The 19,789-nt window shown below is 68.9% G+C and carries 15 protein-coding genes; 10 read left to right on the forward strand and 5 right to left on the reverse strand.

The features are described from left to right. Window positions 1–124 precede the first annotated feature (124 nt). The 3 genes from LG391_RS03975 (at window position 125) to LG391_RS03985 (ending at window position 4,240) form a co-directional block, all read left to right on the forward strand. Entirely contained in the window at window positions 125–2,125 is a 2,001-nt protein-coding gene (locus tag LG391_RS03975; RefSeq protein ID WP_225766648.1) for a hypothetical protein, read from the forward strand. 265 nt (window positions 2,126–2,390) lie between these two features. Beyond that, on the forward strand, window positions 2,391–3,446 hold the full coding sequence (locus tag LG391_RS03980) for a bile acid:sodium symporter family protein (protein ID WP_225766650.1): 1,056 nt from the start codon (window positions 2,391–2,393) through the stop codon (window positions 3,444–3,446). Window positions 3,447–3,523: 77 nt separating this feature from the next. Further along, window positions 3,524–4,240, forward strand: a complete 717-nt coding sequence (locus LG391_RS03985; protein WP_225766651.1) for a nicotinamidase — start codon at window positions 3,524–3,526, stop codon at window positions 4,238–4,240. Between the two features lie 148 nt (window positions 4,241–4,388). Here the strand turns inward: LG391_RS03985 and LG391_RS03990 are convergent, their stop codons facing one another. Continuing rightward, window positions 4,389–5,096 (reverse strand): SDR family oxidoreductase, encoded by a 708-nt coding sequence (locus tag LG391_RS03990; protein ID WP_225766653.1) that lies wholly within the window; start codon window positions 5,094–5,096, stop codon window positions 4,389–4,391. A 177-nt stretch (window positions 5,097–5,273) separates the two neighbouring features. Here LG391_RS03990 and LG391_RS03995 point away from each other — a divergent pair, with 177 nt between their 5' ends. From LG391_RS03995 to LG391_RS04020, 6 genes are all read left to right on the forward strand, one after another. Continuing rightward, window positions 5,274–5,705 carry a hypothetical protein gene (locus LG391_RS03995; RefSeq protein WP_225766655.1) on the forward strand — a complete coding sequence of 144 codons (432 nt, stop codon included), beginning with the start codon at window positions 5,274–5,276 and terminating at the stop codon, window positions 5,703–5,705. Window positions 5,706–5,762: 57 nt separating this feature from the next. Continuing rightward, on the forward strand, window positions 5,763–6,440 hold the full coding sequence (locus LG391_RS04000; protein WP_225766657.1) for a response regulator transcription factor: 678 nt from the start codon (window positions 5,763–5,765) through the stop codon (window positions 6,438–6,440). After that, window positions 6,437–8,929, forward strand: a complete 2,493-nt coding sequence (locus LG391_RS04005) for an extracellular solute-binding protein (RefSeq protein ID WP_225766659.1) — start codon at window positions 6,437–6,439, stop codon at window positions 8,927–8,929. The genes LG391_RS04000 and LG391_RS04005 overlap by 4 nt, the downstream gene beginning before the upstream one ends. Before the next feature lie 228 nt (window positions 8,930–9,157). Beyond that, window positions 9,158–10,105, forward strand: coding sequence for a tripartite tricarboxylate transporter substrate binding protein (locus LG391_RS04010; RefSeq protein ID WP_225766660.1), 948 nt, complete (start codon window positions 9,158–9,160; stop codon window positions 10,103–10,105). Next, window positions 10,102–10,590, forward strand: coding sequence for a tripartite tricarboxylate transporter TctB family protein (locus LG391_RS04015; RefSeq protein ID WP_225766662.1), 489 nt, complete (start codon window positions 10,102–10,104; stop codon window positions 10,588–10,590). The genes LG391_RS04010 and LG391_RS04015 overlap by 4 nt, the downstream gene beginning before the upstream one ends. Before the next feature lie 12 nt (window positions 10,591–10,602). Next, the gene (locus tag LG391_RS04020; protein ID WP_225766663.1) at window positions 10,603–12,120 is read left to right on the forward strand and encodes a tripartite tricarboxylate transporter permease; all 1,518 of its coding nucleotides are present in this window, start codon (window positions 10,603–10,605) and stop codon (window positions 12,118–12,120) included. 16 nt (window positions 12,121–12,136) lie between these two features. On the opposite strand, the gene LG391_RS04025 is transcribed toward LG391_RS04020, so the two are convergent. Next, window positions 12,137–14,494 carry a xanthine dehydrogenase family protein molybdopterin-binding subunit gene (locus LG391_RS04025; RefSeq protein WP_225766665.1) on the reverse strand — a complete coding sequence of 786 codons (2,358 nt, stop codon included), beginning with the start codon at window positions 14,492–14,494 and terminating at the stop codon, window positions 12,137–12,139. Between the two features lie 277 nt (window positions 14,495–14,771). Between LG391_RS04025 and LG391_RS04030 the strand changes: the two genes are divergently transcribed. Continuing rightward, entirely contained in the window at window positions 14,772–15,620 is an 849-nt protein-coding gene (locus LG391_RS04030; RefSeq protein WP_225766667.1) for a glycosyl hydrolase, read from the forward strand. A gap of 7 nt (window positions 15,621–15,627) precedes the next feature. On the opposite strand, the gene LG391_RS34850 is transcribed toward LG391_RS04030, so the two are convergent. The 3 genes from LG391_RS34850 to LG391_RS04045 are packed head-to-tail and all read right to left on the reverse strand — an operon-like array spanning window position 15,628 to window position 19,742. Next, window positions 15,628–17,763, reverse strand: coding sequence for a calcium-binding protein (locus LG391_RS34850; RefSeq protein WP_225766669.1), 2,136 nt, complete (start codon window positions 17,761–17,763; stop codon window positions 15,628–15,630). A gap of 58 nt (window positions 17,764–17,821) precedes the next feature. Next, on the reverse strand, window positions 17,822–18,598 hold the full coding sequence (mtgA, locus tag LG391_RS04040) for a monofunctional biosynthetic peptidoglycan transglycosylase (RefSeq protein ID WP_225766671.1): 777 nt from the start codon (window positions 18,596–18,598) through the stop codon (window positions 17,822–17,824). A 1-nt stretch (window position 18,599) separates the two neighbouring features. After that, a complete protein-coding gene (locus tag LG391_RS04045) occupies window positions 18,600–19,742 on the reverse strand; it encodes an aminotransferase class I/II-fold pyridoxal phosphate-dependent enzyme (RefSeq protein ID WP_225766673.1) in 1,143 nt (380 codons plus the stop codon). Window positions 19,743–19,789: the final 47 nt, after the last annotated feature.

The raw sequence follows: 19,789 nt of genomic DNA on the forward strand, positions 1-19,789 counted from the left end.
AGAAATAGAGAGTTATTATTGATCAATATTGATATTATTGTTATAAATCTCCTCGCTTAGAAATTATTGCTTACATGAACTTTTTGTCCATTTGCACCATCGATTGGCGCCGAAAGGAAGAACGATGAAACACTGCATCATCCCAAAAGTTGTGTGTCGCCTGATACCAGCGTCCGCCCTGGCGGCGGCAATCGCGGCCGTGCCGACCGACGCGGCGAACGCAGGAACGACATACTACATCAACAACAAGCTGCCTGGTTGCAGTAGCGACGCAACAAACGGTGGACGCACCGAGGATACTGCATGGTGCGACTTCACCTGGATCAGCAGGAAGACGCTCGGCCCGGGCGACCGGGTCCGGTTGGCCCGGGGCGCACGATGGAACAAGATGCTATGGCTGCGGGGCGAGGGCGCGGATACCGCCCCCATCGTGCTGGATGCCTATGGCAAAGACAGTGAACAACCACCGGTGATCGCGTACAACAGCGACGCTATTGATGTCGGTGGGTCCCGCCCCCTGCAAGAGGTCGGTATCGCCCTGCTCAACCCGAGCAATTTCGTGGTGCGCGATCTGGAGGTCGACGGCAGAAAAGACAACACGGCGAAACTCAAGTACGGCATCCACATATACTATACCAATCCAGGGAAGCGTAACCTTCGTATCGAAAACGTGTATGTGCACCACAACAATATTGGAATACTGATCGCGGGGTTTTCAGTTCTGCCGCCGGAAGAGATACCGCTGACCGGGCTTCAGGTCGTGGGCGTGAGGGGCGAGAACAATGAACAGTCGATCACGACGACTCGTTACGAAGGATTGGGAAAAGGCTTAGAGTTCACGCCGGTCGTCGAAGATGCAGTGTTCAGTCAGCTATCTCTGATCAATGACGATGGTCAGCCCAGACTCATCGAATCGACCTGCGATAATGCGCTGCAGCTCAACTTCGTCGAAAACGCGACGGTGATCAATTCGCGGATCAGCGGGGCTGTTGGCTGTTATGCACCAAAGGGAACCGCTGCTATCCTTATCCAAAACACCAGGGACTCCCGGGTCGTCAACAACATTATCGTCGACACCCAAGACTCCGGATCCACCGACATGACTGGCGTGGCCTATCAGGCGTGGACGAGCAACGTGTCTACCATCGGGAATTATGTTGGCACCACGGCAGGGGCAGGCATCGAAGTCCTCGGCTTCAAAGGGAATAATGCCAATGCAACTGTTTCGTCAAACGTGGTGGTCAACTATGGGTTCGGCGAGAGAGTCTTGCCCCACAACGAGGTGGCCTTCTTAACCGAGGGAGACAGGGAGTGCAAATTGGATCCCGACGGGATGCCGGTGCCAGGATTGGGAACATCGGCCCCGACCGGCGTTCTTAGCAACAATATTTACGGCAATACTAGCAACAACCATCCTAATGGCTATCTTTACGGCAGTAAATTTATCAACAATGGCACTTTTATGACCTTTTATAAATTTGACATTTCTGACAACTGCAAGATACCAGAGACCGAAACAGAAGTATGGTTTGGCGCGCGGGACTTCGATTCCACGCAGTGGGTTCGGAACTGGGGCTATGCATATTCCAGGGATGGCCAAGATTTCGGTAGCATGACCTATAATCCCAACACCAAGCGCTGGCAGATGGGCAACATGGACGCTCCGCCGTTCATTGATGAATGGACCATGCAACCTGGGCCCGGAATCCCGGTGGCGCGGGTCTGGAGGGCTCCGAAAGCGGGCACCGTCACGATACGCGGCTTTGCCGTCATCAGCCCTTTGGACGTCGACCAGCCGAGCAGAATAGGCGATGGAGTAGGTGTGCAGGTGGTTCTCAAGCACACCAGTCCCAATGGCGCGACGACCACGGAGACCGTGTTCGAGACGCGGCCAATCGGCAGCAATTCCGATGACCGCGGCTTTAGAACCACCGTCAACAGCCTCAACGTCGCCGCGGGCGACAGGGTGCTCTTCGTTGTCGACGACGGCGGAGCCGGGAACAATATCAACGACGTGGTCAGTTGGACACCATCCATCGCCTATATTGACGCCGGCGCATGCAAAGCAACGGTGGCGGCAGAGGCACCAGCCCCAACAACACCAGACCCGTGCTCAATTCCGTGAGTGCACGAATTCGTTGTTGATGTGGGCATCCGGCCTTGAGCCGTGAACGTGGCGATCCATAGGGCCGAAGCTGCCGGATCGCCACGCTCCTGCGGGCCCGCAATGACGACGACGGATAGTCATTGCGGGTATCCTAACTTTTCGCATCCGCAGCAGCAGTTCCGCACTGCAACACACCCATGCCGGATCGGGGGTGGTCCGGGCGCGCTCCATCCTATCTTGTATACGGAATGCACGGGTCACCCGAGCAAGACGCGAGTGAGTGATGAGCAAGGCACGCCGGGCTAAGCCCGACTGGTTCATGATCGCCCTTCCCCTCGTCGCCCTCGCGGCGTGTCTCTGGCCCACGCCGGGCCTCACGGGCGGCCCCCTGCACTGGGACTGGATCTCGACCTACGGCGTCTCGGTCGTCTTCTTCCTCTACGGCCTGACCCTGGCGCCGGAAAAGATGAAGGCCGGCGCGTCGCATTGGCGGCTGCATCTGGTGGCCACCGCCGGCACCTTCATCCTGTTCCCGGCCCTGGTTCTGGGCGCGGGCGCGCTGGGCGAGGGCTGGATCCAACCGGACCTGCTGCTGGGCTTCTTCTTCCTGGCCGTCCTGCCCTCGACCATCTCCTCCTCGGTGGCGATGACCTCGCTGGCGCGCGGCAACCTGCCGGCCTCGATCTTCAACGCCACCTTGTCCAGCCTGCTCGGCGTCGCGATCACGCCGCTGCTGATGGCCTGGTACACCCACAGCCAGGGCGCGCCGATGCCGATCGGCCCGGTGCTGCTGAAGGTGGCGCTGCTGGTGGTGCTGCCGATCGTGCTGGGCCAGCTGGTGCGGCCGCTGCTCAGCGCCTGGGCCAACCGCCACTACGCCCGGATCAAGATGGCCGACCGGGTGATCATCCTGGCGATCGTCTACGGCTCCTTCGCCGATTCGATGGCGTCCGGCATCTGGTCGCAGCAGGATCCGATCGTGCTGGTCGAGATCGTCGCCGGCGTGGTGCTGCTGTTCGGCACCGCCTTCGCCGTGATGTGGGGCGTCTGCCGCCTGATCGGCTTCGACCTGCCGGACACCATCGCCGCGACCTTCTGCGGCTCGAAGAAGTCGCTGGCCACTGGCGTGCCGCTGGCCCGGCTGATGTTCGGCACCTCGCCGCAGCTCGGCCTGGTGCTGGCGCCGGTCATGCTGTTCCACTTCTTCCAGCTGATGGCGGTCAGCGTCATCGCCGGCCGCCTCGCCGCCCGCCCGATGACCGACGCGGAGGCGCGCGAGGCCACGAAGAAGGACAAGGCCGGGACGCCGGCGCGCGGCCAGACAGCGAAGGCGGCCTGACGCTCCAGCTTCAGGACTTGTTAACCTCTCCACCGCCATGCGAGCCTTCCGGCATTGCATGACGTGGAGGGGAAATTATGTCCCGGATCAGCCGCCGCGCATTCCTGACCGCTGCCGGCGCCGTCGCCGCGAGCGCCTGGCTGCGGCCCGGCGTCGCCGCCGCCGCGACCATCACGCCGGGCGACGCCGACGTGCTGCTGGTCATCGACGTGCAGAACTGCTTTCTGCCCGGCGGCAGCCTGGCGGTGACCGGCGGCGACAAGGTGGTGCCGGTGATCAACACCCTGGCGAACCGCTTCCGCAATATCGTCGTGACCCAGGACTGGCACACGCCGGGCCATGTCTCCTTCGCCTCCGCACATCCAGGTGCAAAGCCCTTCGACATGGCCAAGCTTCCGTATGGCGACCAGGTGCTGTGGCCCGACCACTGCGTCCAGGGCACGGCGGGCGCCGACCTGGCGGCCGAACTGAAGCTGCCGACCGCGCAGCTGGTGATCCGCAAGGGCTACCACCACGAGCTCGACAGCTACTCCGCCTTCAACGAGGCCGACGGCACGGCCACCGGCCTGGCCGGCTATCTGAAGGAGCGCGGCATCCGCCGCGTCTTCGCGGTCGGCCTGGCCACCGATTTCTGCGTCTGCTTCAGCGCCATCGACGCCCGCAAGGCAGGGTTCGAGGCCTTCGTCGTCGACGACGCCTGCCGCGGCATCGACGCCGAGGGGTCGCTGGCCAAGGCGTGGACCGCGATGACCGCGGCCGGGGTGCAGAAGATCGTCTCGGCCGATATCGCGTGAGGAGTGACGGCTCAAACGGCCATCCCCCTTCCCTGTCATTGCCGGGCTTGACCCGGCAATCCAGGGGCTTTCAAGAACGGTTCTTGATGGCCCCTGGATCCTCGGGTCAAGCCCGAGGATGACAATGAGGGGTGTGCGCCCGCCTCGCTCAAATCCCCTTCACCAGCCCGCCATCGACCAGCAGGTTCTGGCCGGTGATGTAGCCGGCCTCGTCGGACAGCAGGAACGCCGTGGTCGCGGCGATCTCATCGACCGTGCCGAAGCGCTTCGCCGGGATCTGGGCGATCAGCTCCGGCTTCTCCGGATAGCTGTCGATGAAGCCGGGCAGCACGCTGTTCATGCGGATGCCGGCTTCGGCGTAGCGGTCGGCATAGAGCTTGGTAAAGGCAGACAGCCCGGCCCGCAGCACCGAGGACACCGGGAAGGCCGCACCGGGCTGCGCCGCGCCGAAGGCCGAGATGTTGACGATCGCGCCCTTCCCCGCTTTCTCCATCGCCGGCGTCACCAGCCGGGCCAGCCGCACGACATTGACCAGGATCAGGTCGAGGCCGAGATGCCAGTCGGCGTCCGGGATGGCCAGCAGGTCGCCCTTGGGCGGATGGCCGGTGTTGTTGACCAGCGCGTCGATCCGGCCATAGCGCTCCAGCGTCGCGTCGACCAGGCGCTGCAGGTCCGCCGGCTCGGTCACCGAGCCGCGCACGGCGATGCCGCCCAGCTCCCCCGCCAGCGCGTCCACCGCGTCGGAGGTGGCGAACAGCGCCAGCCGGTAGCCGCGCCGCGCCAGCTCGCGCGCGATCGCGGCGCCCATGCCCTTGCTGGCAGCGGTGACGATCGCCACCCGTTCGGTCGTGCTCATCCTCGATTCTCCTTCCGTTGTCCCCGACAGATGCGCCCGTCGGGCGGAGGAGACAAACGGGAAGTTCTTTGCCTGCGGGTTAGGAAAACTACATGCTCGCCGGTAGACGCGCGGCACACATTTGGTGCCTGCCCAACATCCAATACGATGCTTCTGGGAGATGGTGAGGGGCCGATCATGACCATCGATAAGACGGAAAAATACTGGGTCGGCACGCATCCGTTGGACATCAAGGCCTATCTGCGGGCGTACGTGGAGAGCACGCCGATTTCGGCATTCCGCCTGGCGCAATGCCCGTGCTCATCGATCGACTTCAGGGTGGAAGCCGATGCCGACGAAGGGTGCGTGCGGCGCAGCTGCACGCGATGCTCGACTGCGCACTTCGTCTGCGACAGCGAAGAGTATGGGGCCGAGGCGGAGCTGAAACCGTGGCGCTGTAAATGCCGTTCCGACCAGGCCAATATTGGCGTCGGCTTCTCGCTGCACGATAACGGAGACGTGCGCTGGCTCTATGTCGGGCTCCGGTGCCGTAAATGCGGCACGCTCGGCTGCATCGCCGATTGGAAGGTGGGGTACGGGCCGTCGGGCCATCTGCTGGACGCTGCCTGACAAGATCTTCTGCGCGATCGCCTTGCCGGCGCCTGTGCTTTCCGACAAGAAGAGCGCATGCGGATCCTTCTGGTCGAAGACAATCCCGATCTCGGGGAGGCGGTGGAGAACCGGCTGCGCAAGTCCGGCCATTCGGTGGAATGGGTGCGCGACGGGCTGGCGGCGGTCGAAGCCGCCGCACATGACGCTTTCGACGCCGTGCTGCTGGACATCATGCTGCCGGGCCAGGACGGCTTCGCCGTGCTGCGCGACCTGCGCCGGCGCGGCGTCGACGCGCCGGTGCTGGTGGTCACCGCCCGGTCCGAGATCGACGACAAGGTCGGCCTGCTCGACCTCGGCGCCGACGACTACCTGGTCAAGCCCTTCGACCTGCGCGAGCTGGAGGCGCGGCTGCGCGCCCTGCTGCGGCGCCCGGCCGGCCAGACCAGCAGCACCGTGGCGCATGGCAACGTCACGCTGGACCTGGCCGGCCAGGCGGTCACCGTCGCCGGCCAGCATGTCGAGTTCGGCCGGCGCGAATTCCGGCTGCTGGAGATCCTGCTGACCCGCGCCGGCCAGGTCGCGGCCAAGGACCGGCTGATGATCCAGCTGTTCGGCGACGAGGCCGATGTCTCGGTCAATGCGCTGGAGCTGCTGGTCTCGCGCGTCCGCCGCAAGCTGGAGGGCGCGGACATCGACATCGTCACTCTGCGCGGCACCGGCTATCGCGTTCAGCCGCGCGGACACCGAGAGTGACCGCCAAAGCCGGCCGCGCCTCGATCCGGCGGCGCATGCTGGCGCTGACCGTGCTGGCGCTGCTGCTGGCCGGGATCGGGCTGGTGGCCCTGATCCGCGACTATGCCCGCGGCGCGTCGGACAGCGCCTTCGACCGGCTGCTCGCCGCCTCGGCCTTCACCATCGCCGGCGCGGTGCAGATCGAGGACGGCGCGGTGACGGTGGAGCTGCCCACCGCCTCGCTGGCGATGCTCGACTTCTCCGACGACGACCGGGTGTTCTACGAGGTCGCGGCGCCGGACGGCGCCTTCGTCACCGGCTATCGCGACCTCGGCGCCGGGCTGCCGCCGGCCGCTTCGGCCACGCCCGGCTTCACCGACGGCACCTATCACGGCGAGGCGGTGCGGATCGCCACGGTCGGCCGGCTGGTCTTCGTCGAGGGCAAGGCCGGCTGGGCCACCATCCGCGTCGCCGAGACCCGCGGCGCCCGGGCCGCGCTGGCGTCGGAGATCCTGGGCCAGGCCGCCCTGCCGCTCGCCGCCCTCGGCCTCGTCGCCCTCGGCCTGGTCTGGTTCGGCATCCGCTACGCCTTCGCGCCCTTGGTGGTGATGGAGCGGGAGCTGCGCCGCCGCGCGCCGGAGGACCTGTCGCCGGTGCAGGTGCCGGTGCCGGTCGAGGTGCAGCAGCTGGCCGGGGCGTTGAACGACTTCATCGCCCGGCTGCGCAGCGTGATGGAGCGGGTCAGCGGCCTGGTCGCCGACGCCGCCCACCAGGTGCGCACGCCGCTGGCCTCACTGCGCGCCCAGGCCGAGGTGGCGGTCGACGAGGAGGATCCCGACCGGCTGCGCGACCGCGTCGTCCGCATCCATCAGAATGCCGTGCAGGCCAGCCACCTGGTCAACCAGCTGCTGATGGACGCGACCGTGCGTCATCGCCTCGAGGCGCGGGAGGCCACGGTCGTGCCGCTGGACGCCATCATCGAGGATGTGCGCCAGCGCCTGGAGTCCGAGGAGGCTGCACGGCTGTCGGTCGCGCTGACGCCGGAGGCGGCGCGGGCCGGGATCAGCGGCGACCGCGTGGCCCTGCGCGAGATGCTGTGGAACCTGGTGCACAACGCCCTGACCCATGCGCCCGGCGGCGCGGTCGAGATCGAGGCCGTGCTGGATCGCGGCCGGGCTGTGATCCGCGTCTCCGACCGCGGCCCGGGCATCCCGGAGGCCGAGAAGGCGCTGGTGCTGGAGCGCTTCACCCGCGGCGAGGGCAGCCGCGACCGGCCGGGGTCGGGCCTGGGCCTGTCGATCGTCCGCACCGTGGCCGAGGCGCATGGGGGCACGCTGGCCCTGCTGGACCGCCCGGGCGGCGGGCTTCGGGTCGAGGTCGCGCTGCCGGTCGCCGAGGCCGTGCGGCGACGGCCGCACGGGCCGGCTGCGGCACTGCTGCTGGCCGGGGCGCTGCTGGCGATGACGATCGAACCGAGCCGGGCCGCGCCCGGCACCACCGTCTACCCGGCGCCGGACGGCGGCGAGCGGACGCTGACCATCCTGGGCGCCACCGACACCCCGCTCTTCGCCCGCTTCATCGCCGATTTCCAGGCGCTGCGGCCGGAGATCCGGGTGGTGTACCGGGAGACCGACACGCTGCCGATGTACCAGGCGGCGTCGAGCGGGCAGCTGTCGCCCGTGCCCGACCTGCTGATCAGCTCCGCCCCCGACCTGCAGGTGAAGCTGGCCAATGACGGCTTCGCCCAGGCCTATGCCTCGCCCTGGCTCGACCGGCTGCCGCACTGGGCGCAGTGGCGGGGCGAGGCGATCGGCTTCACCTTCGAGCCGGCAGTGATCGCCTACAATCCCGACCTGCTGCCCGAGGCGGAGGTGCCGCGGTCGCATGCCGAGCTGATCGCGCTGCTGGAGGCGCAGCCGGAGCGGTTCCGCGGCCAGGTCGCGACCTACGACATCGCCATCAGCGGCATCGGCCACCTGCTGGCCAGCCAGGATGCGCTGATCTCCTCCAACTTCTGGCGGCTGGCCGCGGCCTTCGGCCGGGTCGACGCGAAGCTGAGCGGCAGCAGCCCGGAGATGCTGGACCGGATCGTCAACGGCGAGCTGATCCTCGGCTACAACCTGCTCGGCTCCTACGCCTTCGCGCGGCAGAGCGCCGGCAAGCGCCTGGGCGTGGTGGTGCCCGAGGACTACGCCCTGGTCATGACCCGGGTGGCGCTGATCCCACGCACGGCACCGGACGCCGAGCTGGCCCGCGCCTTCGTCGACTACCTGCTGTCGCCGCGCGGCCAGGCCCTGGCGGCGGGCGTCACCGGCCTCGGCGCGATCATGCCCGACATCTCCGGCCCCTGGACCGCCGGCAGCATCGCCGGCAAGGCCGAGGGCGCGCTGCAGCCGATCCCGCTGGGCCCGTCGCTGCTGGTGGCACTGGACGAGCGCCGGCGCGAGCGGTTCCTGCAGACCTGGCGGCGCCTGGTGTCGGACGGCCTGGACCCGATGACAGGACGCTGACAGGTTCGGCGGCTAGACTGATCCCTGGAACCGGGCCGATCGCGATGCCCGGGCGGAAGCAACAGGCCAGGGAGGTCCCGATTTCACCCGAGATGCCAGAGCGCCGCGACCGGCGGCCGATCCGAATTCCATCCATCACCAGCGGCCGATAAGCGACCGGCCTGCGCCCTGACGGCGCGGGATGCTATGCTTTCGGCCAAAACCAAACCGATCAGGGGGAGGACACCCATGAAGAGACTGGCGATCGCCGCTGTGGCGGCCATCCTGGCGCTGCCGCTGGCGGCCCGGGCCAACGACTACACCATCATGGCGCCGGCCGGCCCCGGCGGCGGCTGGGACCAGACCGCGCGGTCGATGCAGCAGGCGCTGCAGGCCGAAGGCATTTCGCGCAGCGTCCAGGTCGTCAACGTGCCCGGCGCCGCCGGCACGGTCGGCCTGGCCCAGTTCGTCAGCCAGAACAAGGGCGACCCGAAGGCCCTGATCGTCGGCGGCTACGTCATGGTCGGCGGCATCATCACCAACAAGTCGCCGGTGACCCTGGCCGACGTCACCCCGATCGCCCGCCTGACCGGCGAGTACGAGGCGATCGTCGTGCCGAAGGATTCGCCGCTGAAATCGGTGCAGGAGCTGGTGGAGAGCCTGAAGAAGGACCCGGGCGGCGTGACCTGGGCCGGCGGCTCGGCCGGCGGCACCGACCACATCACGGTCGGCCTCGTCGCCAAGGCGGCCGGGGTGGACCCGACCGAGATCAACTACATCGCCTATTCCGGCGGTGGCGAGGCGCTGGCGGCGGTGCTGAGCGGCCAGGTGACGGCCGGCATCTCCAGCTATGGCGAGTTCGAGGCCCAGGTGAAGGCCGGGGCGCTGCGCGTCCTGGCGGTGTCGAGCGAGCAGCGGCTGCCCGGCGTCGACGCGCCGACCCTGAAGGAATCCGGGCTGGACGTGGTGGTGCAGAACTGGCGCATGGTCGCCGCCGCGCCGGGGCTGAGCGCCGAGCAGAAGGCCGCCGTCGCCGCCGACATCGAGAAGCTGGCCAAGTCCAAGACCTGGCAGGAGACGCTGAAGACCAAGGGTTGGACCGACACCTACCTGGCCGGCGACGCGTTCGACAAGCAGCTGGCCACCGACATCAGCACCACCGAGCAGATCCTCAAGGACGTCGGTCTGGCCGAATGAGCACCGCCCCGGAACACGCCGCGAAACGCCGGCCGGACTGGCCGGTCCTGGGCATCGCCGCGGCCCTGGCCGTCGTCGCCGCGGTGCTGTTCTGGGACGCCGGCCAGCTCAATGTCAGGGGGTTCGCGGCCCGGTTCGGGCCCGCGATCTTCCCCCGCCTGATCGGCGGGCTGCTGCTGATCCTGGCGGTGTGGACGGCGATCGACGCCTGGCGCGGCAACCCGCCGCCGCGCGAGAAGGACGACCTGCCGCCCATCGCCTGGATCGTCGGCGGCCTGGCCGCCCAGATGCTGCTGCTGACCACGGCCGGCTTCTCGATCGCGACCGGCCTCCTGTTCGCCGCGACCGTCCGGGGCTTCGGCCGAGGCCCGCTGTGGCGGACCATCCCGATCGGCATCGTCTTCGCCTTCGTGGTCTGGTTCATCTTCTCCAAGGGGCTGGACCTGACCCTGCCGGCGGGACCGCTGGAACGGCTGTTCTCGTAAGGGCCCGACGCCATGGACACCTTCAGCTTCCTCGCCCAGGGCTTCGCCGTCGCCCTCCAGCCGGTCAACCTGCTCTACGCCCTGATCGGCGTCACCCTCGGCACCGCGGTCGGCGTGCTGCCCGGCATCGGCCCGGCCCTGACCGTGGCGCTGCTGCTGCCGGTCACCTACTCCCTCGACCCCGGCGGGTCGCTGATCATGTTCGCCGGCATCTATTACGGCGGCATGTATGGCGGGTCGACCACCTCGATCCTGCTGAACACCCCGGGCGAGAGCGCCTCGATCATCACGGCGCTGGAGGGCAACAAGATGGCCCGGTCCGGCCGCGGCGGGCCGGCCCTGGCCACCGCCGCGATCGGGTCCTTCGTCGCCGGGCTGATCGCCACGGCGGCCCTGGCCTTCGTCGCGCCCGAGGTGGCCAAGATCGCGATCTCCTTCGGCGAGCCGGAGAAGTTCGCGCTGATCATCCTGGCCTTCGTCACCGTCTCCGCCGCCTTCGGCGATTCGCCGATGCGGGGCCTGACCTCGCTGGCGATCGGCCTCGCCATCGGCCTGATCGGCCTGGACGAGCTGAGCGGCCGGGCGCGGCTGACCTTCGGCGCCCCGGAGCTGCTGGGCGGCATCGGCGTCACCATCCTGGCGGTCGCGCTCTTCGCCGTCGGCGAATCCCTGTCGGTCGCCGGCAGCCAGGGCCGCACCGAGGAGCATGTCGAGGCGATCCGCGGCTCGATCTGGATGAGCCGGTCGGACTGGAAGCGGTCCTGGAAGCCCTGGCTGCGCGGCACGCTGTTCGGCTTCCCGATCGGGGCGATGCCCGCCGGCGGCGCCGAGATCCCGACCTTCCTGTCCTATGCCACCGAGAAGAAGCTGTCGGAGCACCCCGAGGAGTTCGGCCAGGGCGCGATCGAGGGCGTGGCCGGGCCGGAGGCGGCGAACAACGCGTCGGCCGCCGGCACGCTGGTGCCGCTCCTGACCCTGGGCCTGCCGACCTCGGCCACCGCGGCGATCCTCCTGGCCGGGTTCCAGCAGTACAACATCCAGCCCGGCCCGCTGCTGTTCGAGAGCAACCCGGCCCTGGTCTGGGGGCTGATCGCCAGCCTGTTCGTCGCCAATGCGATGCTGCTGGTGCTGAACCTGCCGCTGGTGGGCCTGTGGGTCCGGCTGCTGTCGATCCCGCGCCCCTGGCTGTATGGCGGCATCCTGGTCTTCGCCACGCTCGGCACCATCGGGGCCAATCCGTCGTCGTTCCAGCTGGGGCTGCTGCTGGCCTTCGGTCTGCTCGGCTACCTGCTGCGGCGCTTCCACTACCCGATCGCGCCGGTGGTCGTCGGCTTCATCCTGGGCCCGATGGCGGAGCTGCCGCTGCGCCGGGCGCTGCAGAACAGCAGGGGCGACCCGATGATCCTGGTCTCCTCGCCGATCTCGATCACGCTGCTGGCGATCACCGTCCTGGTCGTGGTGGTGCCGATGGTGCTGCGCCAGATGGGCCGCGGCCGGATCCTGGCGCAGCTGGCGGCGGAAGAGGATTGAGGCGGCTGCGGCGGGACTAAGCCCGCCGTGTCGCGATCTGCTCCCACACCGCGAGCGGCGTCGCCGGCATGTCGATGTGGCGGATGCCGAGGCCGGAGAGTGCGTCGACCACGGCGTTCATCACCGCCGGCAGCGACCCGGCGCAGCCCGCCTCGCCGCAGCCCTTGGCGCCCAGCGGGTTGGTCGCGGTGGGCTGCGGGCGGCTCTCGAAAGTGAACACCGGCGGGGCGTCGGCGGCGCGCGGCATCTGGTAGTCGATGAAGGAGCCGGTGGTCAGCTGGCCCTCCGCATCATAGACGGTGCGCTCCATCAGCGCCTGGCCGACGCCCTGCATCACGCCGCCATGCAGCTGGCCCTCGACCAGCAGCGGATTCACCACCGTGCCGAAATCGTTGACCATCACATAGCGCACCACCGACGTGGCGCCGGTCTCCGGGTCGATCTCGACCTCGGCGATGTGGCAGCCGTTCGGATAGGCCGACGGCGCCTGCTTGAAGACATGGTCGACGTCGAGCGACTCCGGGACGTCGGGCGGCAGCTCCAGCCCCGCGGAGATCCGGCCGGCGAGCTCCATCAGCCCGATGCCGCGGTCGGTGCCGGCCACGGTGAAGCGGCCGTCCCGGAACTCGACGTCGAAGGTGCCGGCCTCCAGAAGGTGGCCGGCGATCTGCCGGCCCTTCTCGATCACCAGATCGCCCGCCTCCAGGATCGCGGCGCCGCTGGCCATGATCGATTTCGAGCCGCCGGTGCCGCCGCCGGCGATCAGCCGGTCGCTGTCGCCCTGGACCAGGCGGATGCGGTCGATCGGGATGCCGAGCTTCGAATGCAGCACCTGGGCGAAGGGCGTCCAGTGGCCCTGGCCGTAGTCGAGCGTGCCGGTGACGATGGTGACGGTGCCGTCCGGCTCGAAATGGATGCCGCCCATCTCGTTCGCCGGCGGCGCCGTCACCTCGAGATAGCAGCCGATGCCGCGGCCGCGCCGCTTTCCGCGGGCGGCGCTCTCCTCCCGCCGGGCCGGGAAGCCGTCCCAGTCCGCGGCCTCGATCGCGCGGGCCAGCAGGCCCGGGAAGTCGCCGCTGTCATAGGCCGTCCCGGCCGGGGTCTTCCAGGGCAGCTGGTCCGGCGCCACCATGTTGCGGCGGCGCAGCTCGACCCGGTCGATGCCGAGCTCGGCGGCGGCCGTGTCGATCAGCCGCTCCATGTAGTAGTTGCCCTCCGGCCGCCCGGCGCCGCGATAGGCGCCGATCGGCACGGTGTTGGTGACGGCGCAGATCGTGTTCACCTCGACGAGCGGCGTGCGGTACATGCCGATCGAGTTCTTGGCGATGTTCAGCGTCGTCATCATCGGGCCGACCTGCGAGACATAGGCCCCGAGATTGCCGTATCCGGTGAAGCGGGTGGCGAGGAAGCGGCCCTCGGCGTCCAGCGCCAGCTCGGCCACCACCTCCATGTCGCGGCCGTGATGGTCGGAGACGAAGCTGTCGGAGCGCTGGTCGGTCCACTTCACCGGCCGGCCGAGCGCCCGCGCGGCGTGCAGCAGGCAGACATATTCCGGGAACACCGCGCCCTTCATGCCGAAGGAGCCGCCGACATGGCCGGTGATCAGGTGGATCCGATCGGCCGGGACGCCCATCGCCTCGGCCAGGTTGTTGCGCTTGCCGAACACGCCCTGGCTCGGCGCATAGACCGTGAAGCGCCTGGTGCCGGCGTCGTAGCTCGCCACCGCCGCGCGCGGCTCCATGGCGTTGACGACGACGCGGTTGTTGAGGAGCACGAGCCGGGTGACGTGGGCCGCCTCGGCGAAGGCCTCGGCCACCTTCTCGGCGTCGCCATAGTGGTAGTCGAGCACCAGGTTGCCGGGCGCGTCGTCATAAAGCTGGGGCGCGCCGGGCGCGACCGCCTCCGCGACCCGCGTCACCGCCGGCAGCGGGTCGATGTCGAGCGCGACGGCCTCGGCCGCGTCGCGCGCCTGATGGGCGGTCTCGGCGATCACGACCGCGACCGGGTCGCCGACAAAACGCACCTTGTCCGAGGCCAGCGCGTGGCGCAGCGGCCTCGTCATCGGCGAACCGTCACGGTTCTGGAACGCGAACAGGCATTTCAGCGGCCCATAGCCCATCGAGGCCAGGTCGGAAGCGGTGTAGACCGCGAGCACGCCCGGCATCGCGCGGGCCGCCTCGGCGTCGATGCCGGCGATGACGCCATGGGCATGGGGGCTGCGTACGAAGGCGGCATAGGCCTGGCCCGGCAGGCTGACATCGTCGGTGTAGCGGCCTTCGCCCCGGAGCAGGACCGGATCCTCCATGCGGGACACCGGCTGGCCGATGCCGAACTGGAGCGCGGCGGAATCCTCGGCCTTGAAGACATCGTTCATCGGCGAAGCCTCGATCGCTGCGGAGGGAGCCAAGGCGTCACGCTCAAGAACGAGGCGTCTGCCAAGGCTCGAGAGAGGGCGGATCAGATGAGGGGCGGGTCCCGGGCGGATGAGAGGCGGCGTTTCGGCGACGCTCCCCCCGGACGGGCGCAGGCCTTGCCAGGATAGCGGTGCGACCGGTCCGGATTCCAGTCCGAATTCCGCGAGGTTTGTACGGGAGGACAAAGATGCTACGCCTGACCGACCGATTCCCGGAACCATCGCCGTCGAGGTCGATATGAGACGGGCCGCCCTTTTCTGCGCCGTCATCTGCACGCTCGCGATCGCGGCCGCCGCGCCGTCGGTCGCCGGCGGGAAGAAGGGCGTGGCGATCGGTCCACGGGACGCCGATGCGGCCGGGACGATCCAGCGACTCGACGCCAACTGGTACTACACCTGGAACACGACACCCATCGACGGCGCGGGGTCCGCGCAATTCGTGCCGATGATCTGGTCGGACGGCGCGAAGATGGATCGGCAGGTCGCGCAGCTCGAGGCCGGACCGAGGCCCTGCGCGCTGCTGGCCTTCAACGAGCCGGACGGACGGCGGCAGGCCGACATGTCGGTGGACGAGGCGGTCGGCGCCTGGGACCGGCTCCGGCCCCTCGCCCGCCGCATCGGCAGCCCGGCAGCCGTCAACGCGCTCGGCCCCTGGTTCGAGGGCTTCGCGGCCCGGATGGCCGAACAGGGCAAGGATTATGATTTCGTCGCCGTCCACTGGTACGGCGCGCCGTCGGCCAGGAGCTTCCTGCGCAAGATCGACGACATCCACGCGGCCTACGGGAAGCCGATCTGGATCACAGAATTCGCCGTCTCCGACTGGGCCGCGCGGGACGGGCGCAGGAACCGGTACAGCACCGAGGCGACGGAACGGTTCATGCGGACCGTCCTGCCCGAGCTGGAGCGCCGCCCCTATGTCGAGCGCTACGCCTGGATGGGCGCCGGCGCCTACCGGGAGGCCACCGTCACCTCCCGACTGGTGGACGACAGCGGGGCGCTGACCCCGCTCGGCCGGATCTATGCGGACTTCGACGGGGAGACCGCCGGGTCCGTCACGACCGAGCCGGCTTGCGCCGAGGGCGATTAGGATCCGGCTACAGCACGAAGTCGGCGGCGACGAGGGCGATGGCGCCGGTCAGGGTGATATGGAAGTCGGAGACCTTGTCGCCGTCGACATCGCCGCCGATGGTGGTGACGCCGTCTCTCACGACGTAGCGGAGCTGGCCGGCCATACCGGTGTACAGCGCGCTGCCGATGAAGCTGAAGGCCTGGTTGCCGACGAGGCCGGCGTTGGCGTCGATCGCCGCCAAGTCGATGCGATCGCCCTGGCCGTGGTTGAAATCGGTGATCCGGTCGGCATTCGCCCCGACAACGCTCTCGCCGAGGGCGGTGAAGACGAAGCGATCGGCGCCGGCCCCGCCGGTCAGCACGTCTGCCCCGGCCCCGCCGGTCAGGACGTTGGCGGCGCTGCTGCCGATCAGGGCGTCGCCATGGGCGGAGCCTTTGACGGATTCGATCGAGACCAGGGTATCGCCGGTGGCGGTGCCGCCGCTGCCCCTGCCGGCGGATAGGTTCACCGTCACGCCCTTGGCGCTGTCGACATAGGTGACGAGGTCGGAGCCGGCGCCGCCGTCGAGGGTGTCTGCCCCGGCCCCGCCCCGGAGGACATCGTTGCCGGCGCCGCCGCGCAGAATCTCCGCGGCGCTGCCGCCGACCAGGGTGTCGGCATAGGCGGAGCCGTTGACGGCCTCGATCGAGACCAGGGTGTCGCCGGTGGCGGTGCCGCCGCTGCCGCGGCCGGCGGCCAGGTTCACCGTCACGCCCCTGGCGCTGTCGACATAGGTGACGAGGTCGAAGCCGGCGCCGCCGTCGAGAGTGTCCGCCCCGACCCCGCCGCGGAGGATGTCGCTGCCCGCGTCGCCCGACAAGGTGTCGGCGAAGGCCGTGCCGGTGATGCGGTCGTCGCCGTCGAAACCGCGCCAGCTGCCGGGGACCACCGCCGCGATGACGTCGTTTCCGCCGGTGCCCTGGCCGAGAACCGTCGCGAAGATGTCTTCCTCGACCAGTGCGCCGCCGTGCCAGCTGACGACGATGCCGCCGTCGCGCAGCCGGATCGCGCCGAGGCTTCCCATGTCCTCGTAGACGAATTCCGAGATGTAGAAGATGTCGCTCGTCGGCCGGCCGGCGGCGTCGTAGGTGCGCCCGTTCGCGCCGTAATAGTCGTAGGGAAACTCGCTGACGTCGGACGCCCACGCGGCGTAGGTCACCAGGAAGCCGCCGCCCGGCAGCGCCACGATCTCACCGAGATACTGCCCCTCGGCCGTGTCGGTGTTCACCTGCACCGGGCCGGTCAGGGCGCGGCCCTGGCTGTCATAGGTGCGCAGCCACACGTCGGAGTCGTCGAGATCCTCGCCGTCGCGCTGGGTCCAGGCCACCGCATAGCCGCCGCCTTCGAGCGCGGCGATGCGCGGGCGCCAGTTGTCGTCCTGCCCCGCCAGGGTCGACACCAGATTGCGCGCACCGACCGCGTGGCCCGCGGCGTCGTAGCGCTGGGTATAGACCTGCCGGCCGTTGACGCTCTCCGGCTCCTCCCAATAGGCCGCGATGAAGCCGCCATCGGCCAGCGGCAGCAGCTGATAGTCGGGGGTCGCGTAGCCGCCGACGAAGGGAAGGCCGGTATCGACCTCGGTGTTGATCATCACCTCGCCTCCGACCCGCGCGGCGGTGGCGCTGAAGCGCTGGGTGTAGACGTCCCATTCGGTGCGGATGTCGGAGGCGGCATAGACGATGCGGAAGCCGCCATCGGGCAGCGCCACCAGATCCTCGAGCCTCTGGTCGAGCTCGCGATCCGGCGTGACCTGGACCTGGCCGCCGATGCGCTGCCCGGTGGCCGAGAAGCGCTGCATGAAGATGTTGAAGTCGTTGTTGTCGGCGCCGGTGTGGTCGACCCCGTCCGATTCCCACGCGACGACGAAGCCGCCGTCGGGCAGGCCGACGACCTTGGCGTGCAGTTGCTGGTCGACATGGTCGATCGGGATGTGGAATTCGGGCGTCAGCGCCCGCCCCTGCGCGTCGAAGACCCGGCCATAGACGCCGGTGAAGCCGTCGAAGCCGTCATCCTGGTTGCCGTCGTCCCACACCGCCACGAAGCCGCCGCCGGCCAGCGCCGCGGTCGCGGGCTCGGACTGCGAATACTCGGTGTTGGTGTTGAGGATGATGTCGTTGGCCATGCGCTCCCCCTCCTCGCTCAACGGACCGACTATAGGAACGAAAGATTGCAGATCCGGGTCAGGACACGCAGTCCAGCAGGTCGCCGAGCTGGCCGATGCGGCGCTGGATGGTGGCGGCGCGGCCGGCGACGTAGCGCGACGGCTTGCCCGCCGACCAGCCGCGCGGGTTCGGCAGCACCGCGGCCAAGAGCGACGCCTCGCGTGCCGAGAGCTGGCCGGCACTCTTGCCGAAATAGGCCCGCGACGCGGCCTCGACCCCGTAGATGCCGGGGCCGAGCTCGACCACGTTGAGGTAGACCTCCATGATCCGGCGCTTCGGCCACAGCGCCTCGATCATCACCGTCAGATAGGCCTCGAGGCCCTTGCGGATGAAGGTGCGGCCATCCCAGAGGAAGATGTTCTTCGCCGTCTGGTTCGAAATGGTGCTGCCGCCGCGCAGCCTGCCGATGCCGGACTGGTAGCGGTCCCAGGCCTTGCGCATCGAGTCCCAGTCGAAGCCGTCATGCCGGCAGAACAGGTTGTCCTCCGCCGCCACCGCGGCCTTGGCCATCACCGGGGCGATCCCGCTCCATGGCACCCAGTCGCGGTGCCAGCCCTCGCCCTCGAACAGGCGCAGCACCATCAGGGGCGTCGCCGGCACCGGCAGCACGCGGTACACGACCGTCAGCGCCAGCGGCGCCAGGACCAGCAGCGCGAACAGGCCCCACAGGATCTTCGACCACCAGCGCCGCCGGCTCCACCAGCGGCCGAGCGCGCCCGGCAGGGCGAGACGCGGCAGCGGCAGGCGCGGCAGCCGCCAGCGGGACGTCGCCCGGCGCCGCGCCGCCCGTGCCATGTCAGCGCAGCCAGCGATGCAGCCGGTCCGCCGCCTCGGCCATCTCCTCGGTCGCGCCGGCGAAGGAGAAGCGCATGGTCGCGTGGCCGCGCACCGGGTCGAAATCGACGCCCGGCGTCGCCGCCACGCCGGTCTCGGCCAGCATGCGCCGGCAGAACTCGACGCTGTCGTTGGTCAGGTGGCCGATCTCGGCATAGAGGTAGAAGGCGCCGTCGGCCGGGGCCAGCCGGTCGAAGCCGGCGCGCGGCAGCGCCTCCAGCAGCAGGCTGCGGTTGCGGGCGTAGCGGGCGACGTTGCGGTCCAGCTCCTCGCCGCAATCGAAGGCCGCCACGGCGGCGTATTGCGACAGGGAGGGCGGCGAGATGTAGAGGTTCTGCGCCAGGCATTCGACCGGCCGCAGCAGGTCCTCCGGAAGCACCAGCCAGCCCAGGCGCCAGCCGGTCATCGAATAGTATTTCGAGAAGCTGTTGACGATGATGGCGCTGCGGCTGGTCTCCAGCGCCGTGGCCGTGCCCATGCCGTAGGTGATGCCGTGATAGATCTCGTCCGACACCAGGCGGATCGACTTCGCTTCGCAATAAGCCGTCAGCTCGGCCAGCGCCTCGGGCGACAGCATGGTGCCGGTCGGGTTGGCCGGGCTGGCGACGATCAGCCCGTCGAGCCTGCCGCCGTGCTTCTCCAGCAGCTCCGGCGTCGGCTGGTAGCGGGTGTCCGGCCCGGCCGGGATCTCCACGGCCTCGATGCCGAGGGCGGTGAGAATGTTGCGGTAGGCCGGGTAGCCCGGCGCCGCCAGCGCCACCCGGTCGCCGGCGTCGAAGGCGGCCAGGAAGGCCAGCAGGAAGGCGCCGGAGGAGCCGGTGGTGACCACCACCTGCTCCGGCGTCACCGCGGTGCCGTAGGCCCGGCCGTAATGGCCGGCGATCGCCTGGCGCAGCGGGGGGATGCCGAGCGCCACGGTGTAGCCGATCTTGTCCTGGCCCAGCGCCGCCTGGGCCGCGGCCAGCACGCCGGCCGGCGCCGGGGTCGAGGGCTGGCCGACCTCGAGATGCAGCACGTCGCCATGCGTCTTCTCGCGCGCGGCGGCGGCGGTCATCACATCCATGACGATGAAGGGCGGCACCTGGCCGCGGCGGGAGATCTTCATGACGGTCGGGTCTCGGGAACGGTCCGGGGCGGCACGGCGCCACCGGG

The organism is Inquilinus sp. Marseille-Q2685 (assembly GCF_916619195.1).
Classification (GTDB): Bacteria; Pseudomonadota; Alphaproteobacteria; order DSM-16000; family Inquilinaceae; genus Inquilinus.

What these genes read in the sequence shown, in the direction of transcription:
- LG391_RS04025 (WP_225766665.1), bottom strand. Translation starts at nt 14,494, where the DNA reads ATGAACGATGTCTTCAAGGCCGAGGATTCCGCCGCGCTCCAGTTCGGC.
- LG391_RS03995 (WP_225766655.1), top strand. Translation starts at nt 5,274, where the DNA reads ATGACCATCGATAAGACGGAAAAATACTGGGTCGGCACGCATCCGTTG.
- LG391_RS34850 (WP_225766669.1), bottom strand. Translation starts at nt 17,763, where the DNA reads ATGGCCAACGACATCATCCTCAACACCAACACCGAGTATTCGCAGTCC.
- LG391_RS04020 (WP_225766663.1), top strand. Translation starts at nt 10,603, where the DNA reads ATGGACACCTTCAGCTTCCTCGCCCAGGGCTTCGCCGTCGCCCTCCAG.
- LG391_RS04000 (WP_225766657.1), top strand. Translation starts at nt 5,763, where the DNA reads ATGCGGATCCTTCTGGTCGAAGACAATCCCGATCTCGGGGAGGCGGTG.
- LG391_RS04010 (WP_225766660.1), top strand. Translation starts at nt 9,158, where the DNA reads ATGAAGAGACTGGCGATCGCCGCTGTGGCGGCCATCCTGGCGCTGCCG.
- LG391_RS04045 (WP_225766673.1), bottom strand. Translation starts at nt 19,742, where the DNA reads ATGAAGATCTCCCGCCGCGGCCAGGTGCCGCCCTTCATCGTCATGGAT.
- LG391_RS04030 (WP_225766667.1), top strand. Translation starts at nt 14,772, where the DNA reads ATGAGACGGGCCGCCCTTTTCTGCGCCGTCATCTGCACGCTCGCGATC.
- LG391_RS03990 (WP_225766653.1), bottom strand. Translation starts at nt 5,096, where the DNA reads ATGAGCACGACCGAACGGGTGGCGATCGTCACCGCTGCCAGCAAGGGC.
- mtgA (WP_225766671.1), bottom strand. Translation starts at nt 18,598, where the DNA reads ATGGCACGGGCGGCGCGGCGCCGGGCGACGTCCCGCTGGCGGCTGCCG.
- LG391_RS03980 (WP_225766650.1), top strand. Translation starts at nt 2,391, where the DNA reads ATGAGCAAGGCACGCCGGGCTAAGCCCGACTGGTTCATGATCGCCCTT.
- LG391_RS03975 (WP_225766648.1), top strand. Translation starts at nt 125, where the DNA reads ATGAAACACTGCATCATCCCAAAAGTTGTGTGTCGCCTGATACCAGCG.
- LG391_RS04015 (WP_225766662.1), top strand. Translation starts at nt 10,102, where the DNA reads ATGAGCACCGCCCCGGAACACGCCGCGAAACGCCGGCCGGACTGGCCG.
- LG391_RS03985 (WP_225766651.1), top strand. Translation starts at nt 3,524, where the DNA reads ATGTCCCGGATCAGCCGCCGCGCATTCCTGACCGCTGCCGGCGCCGTC.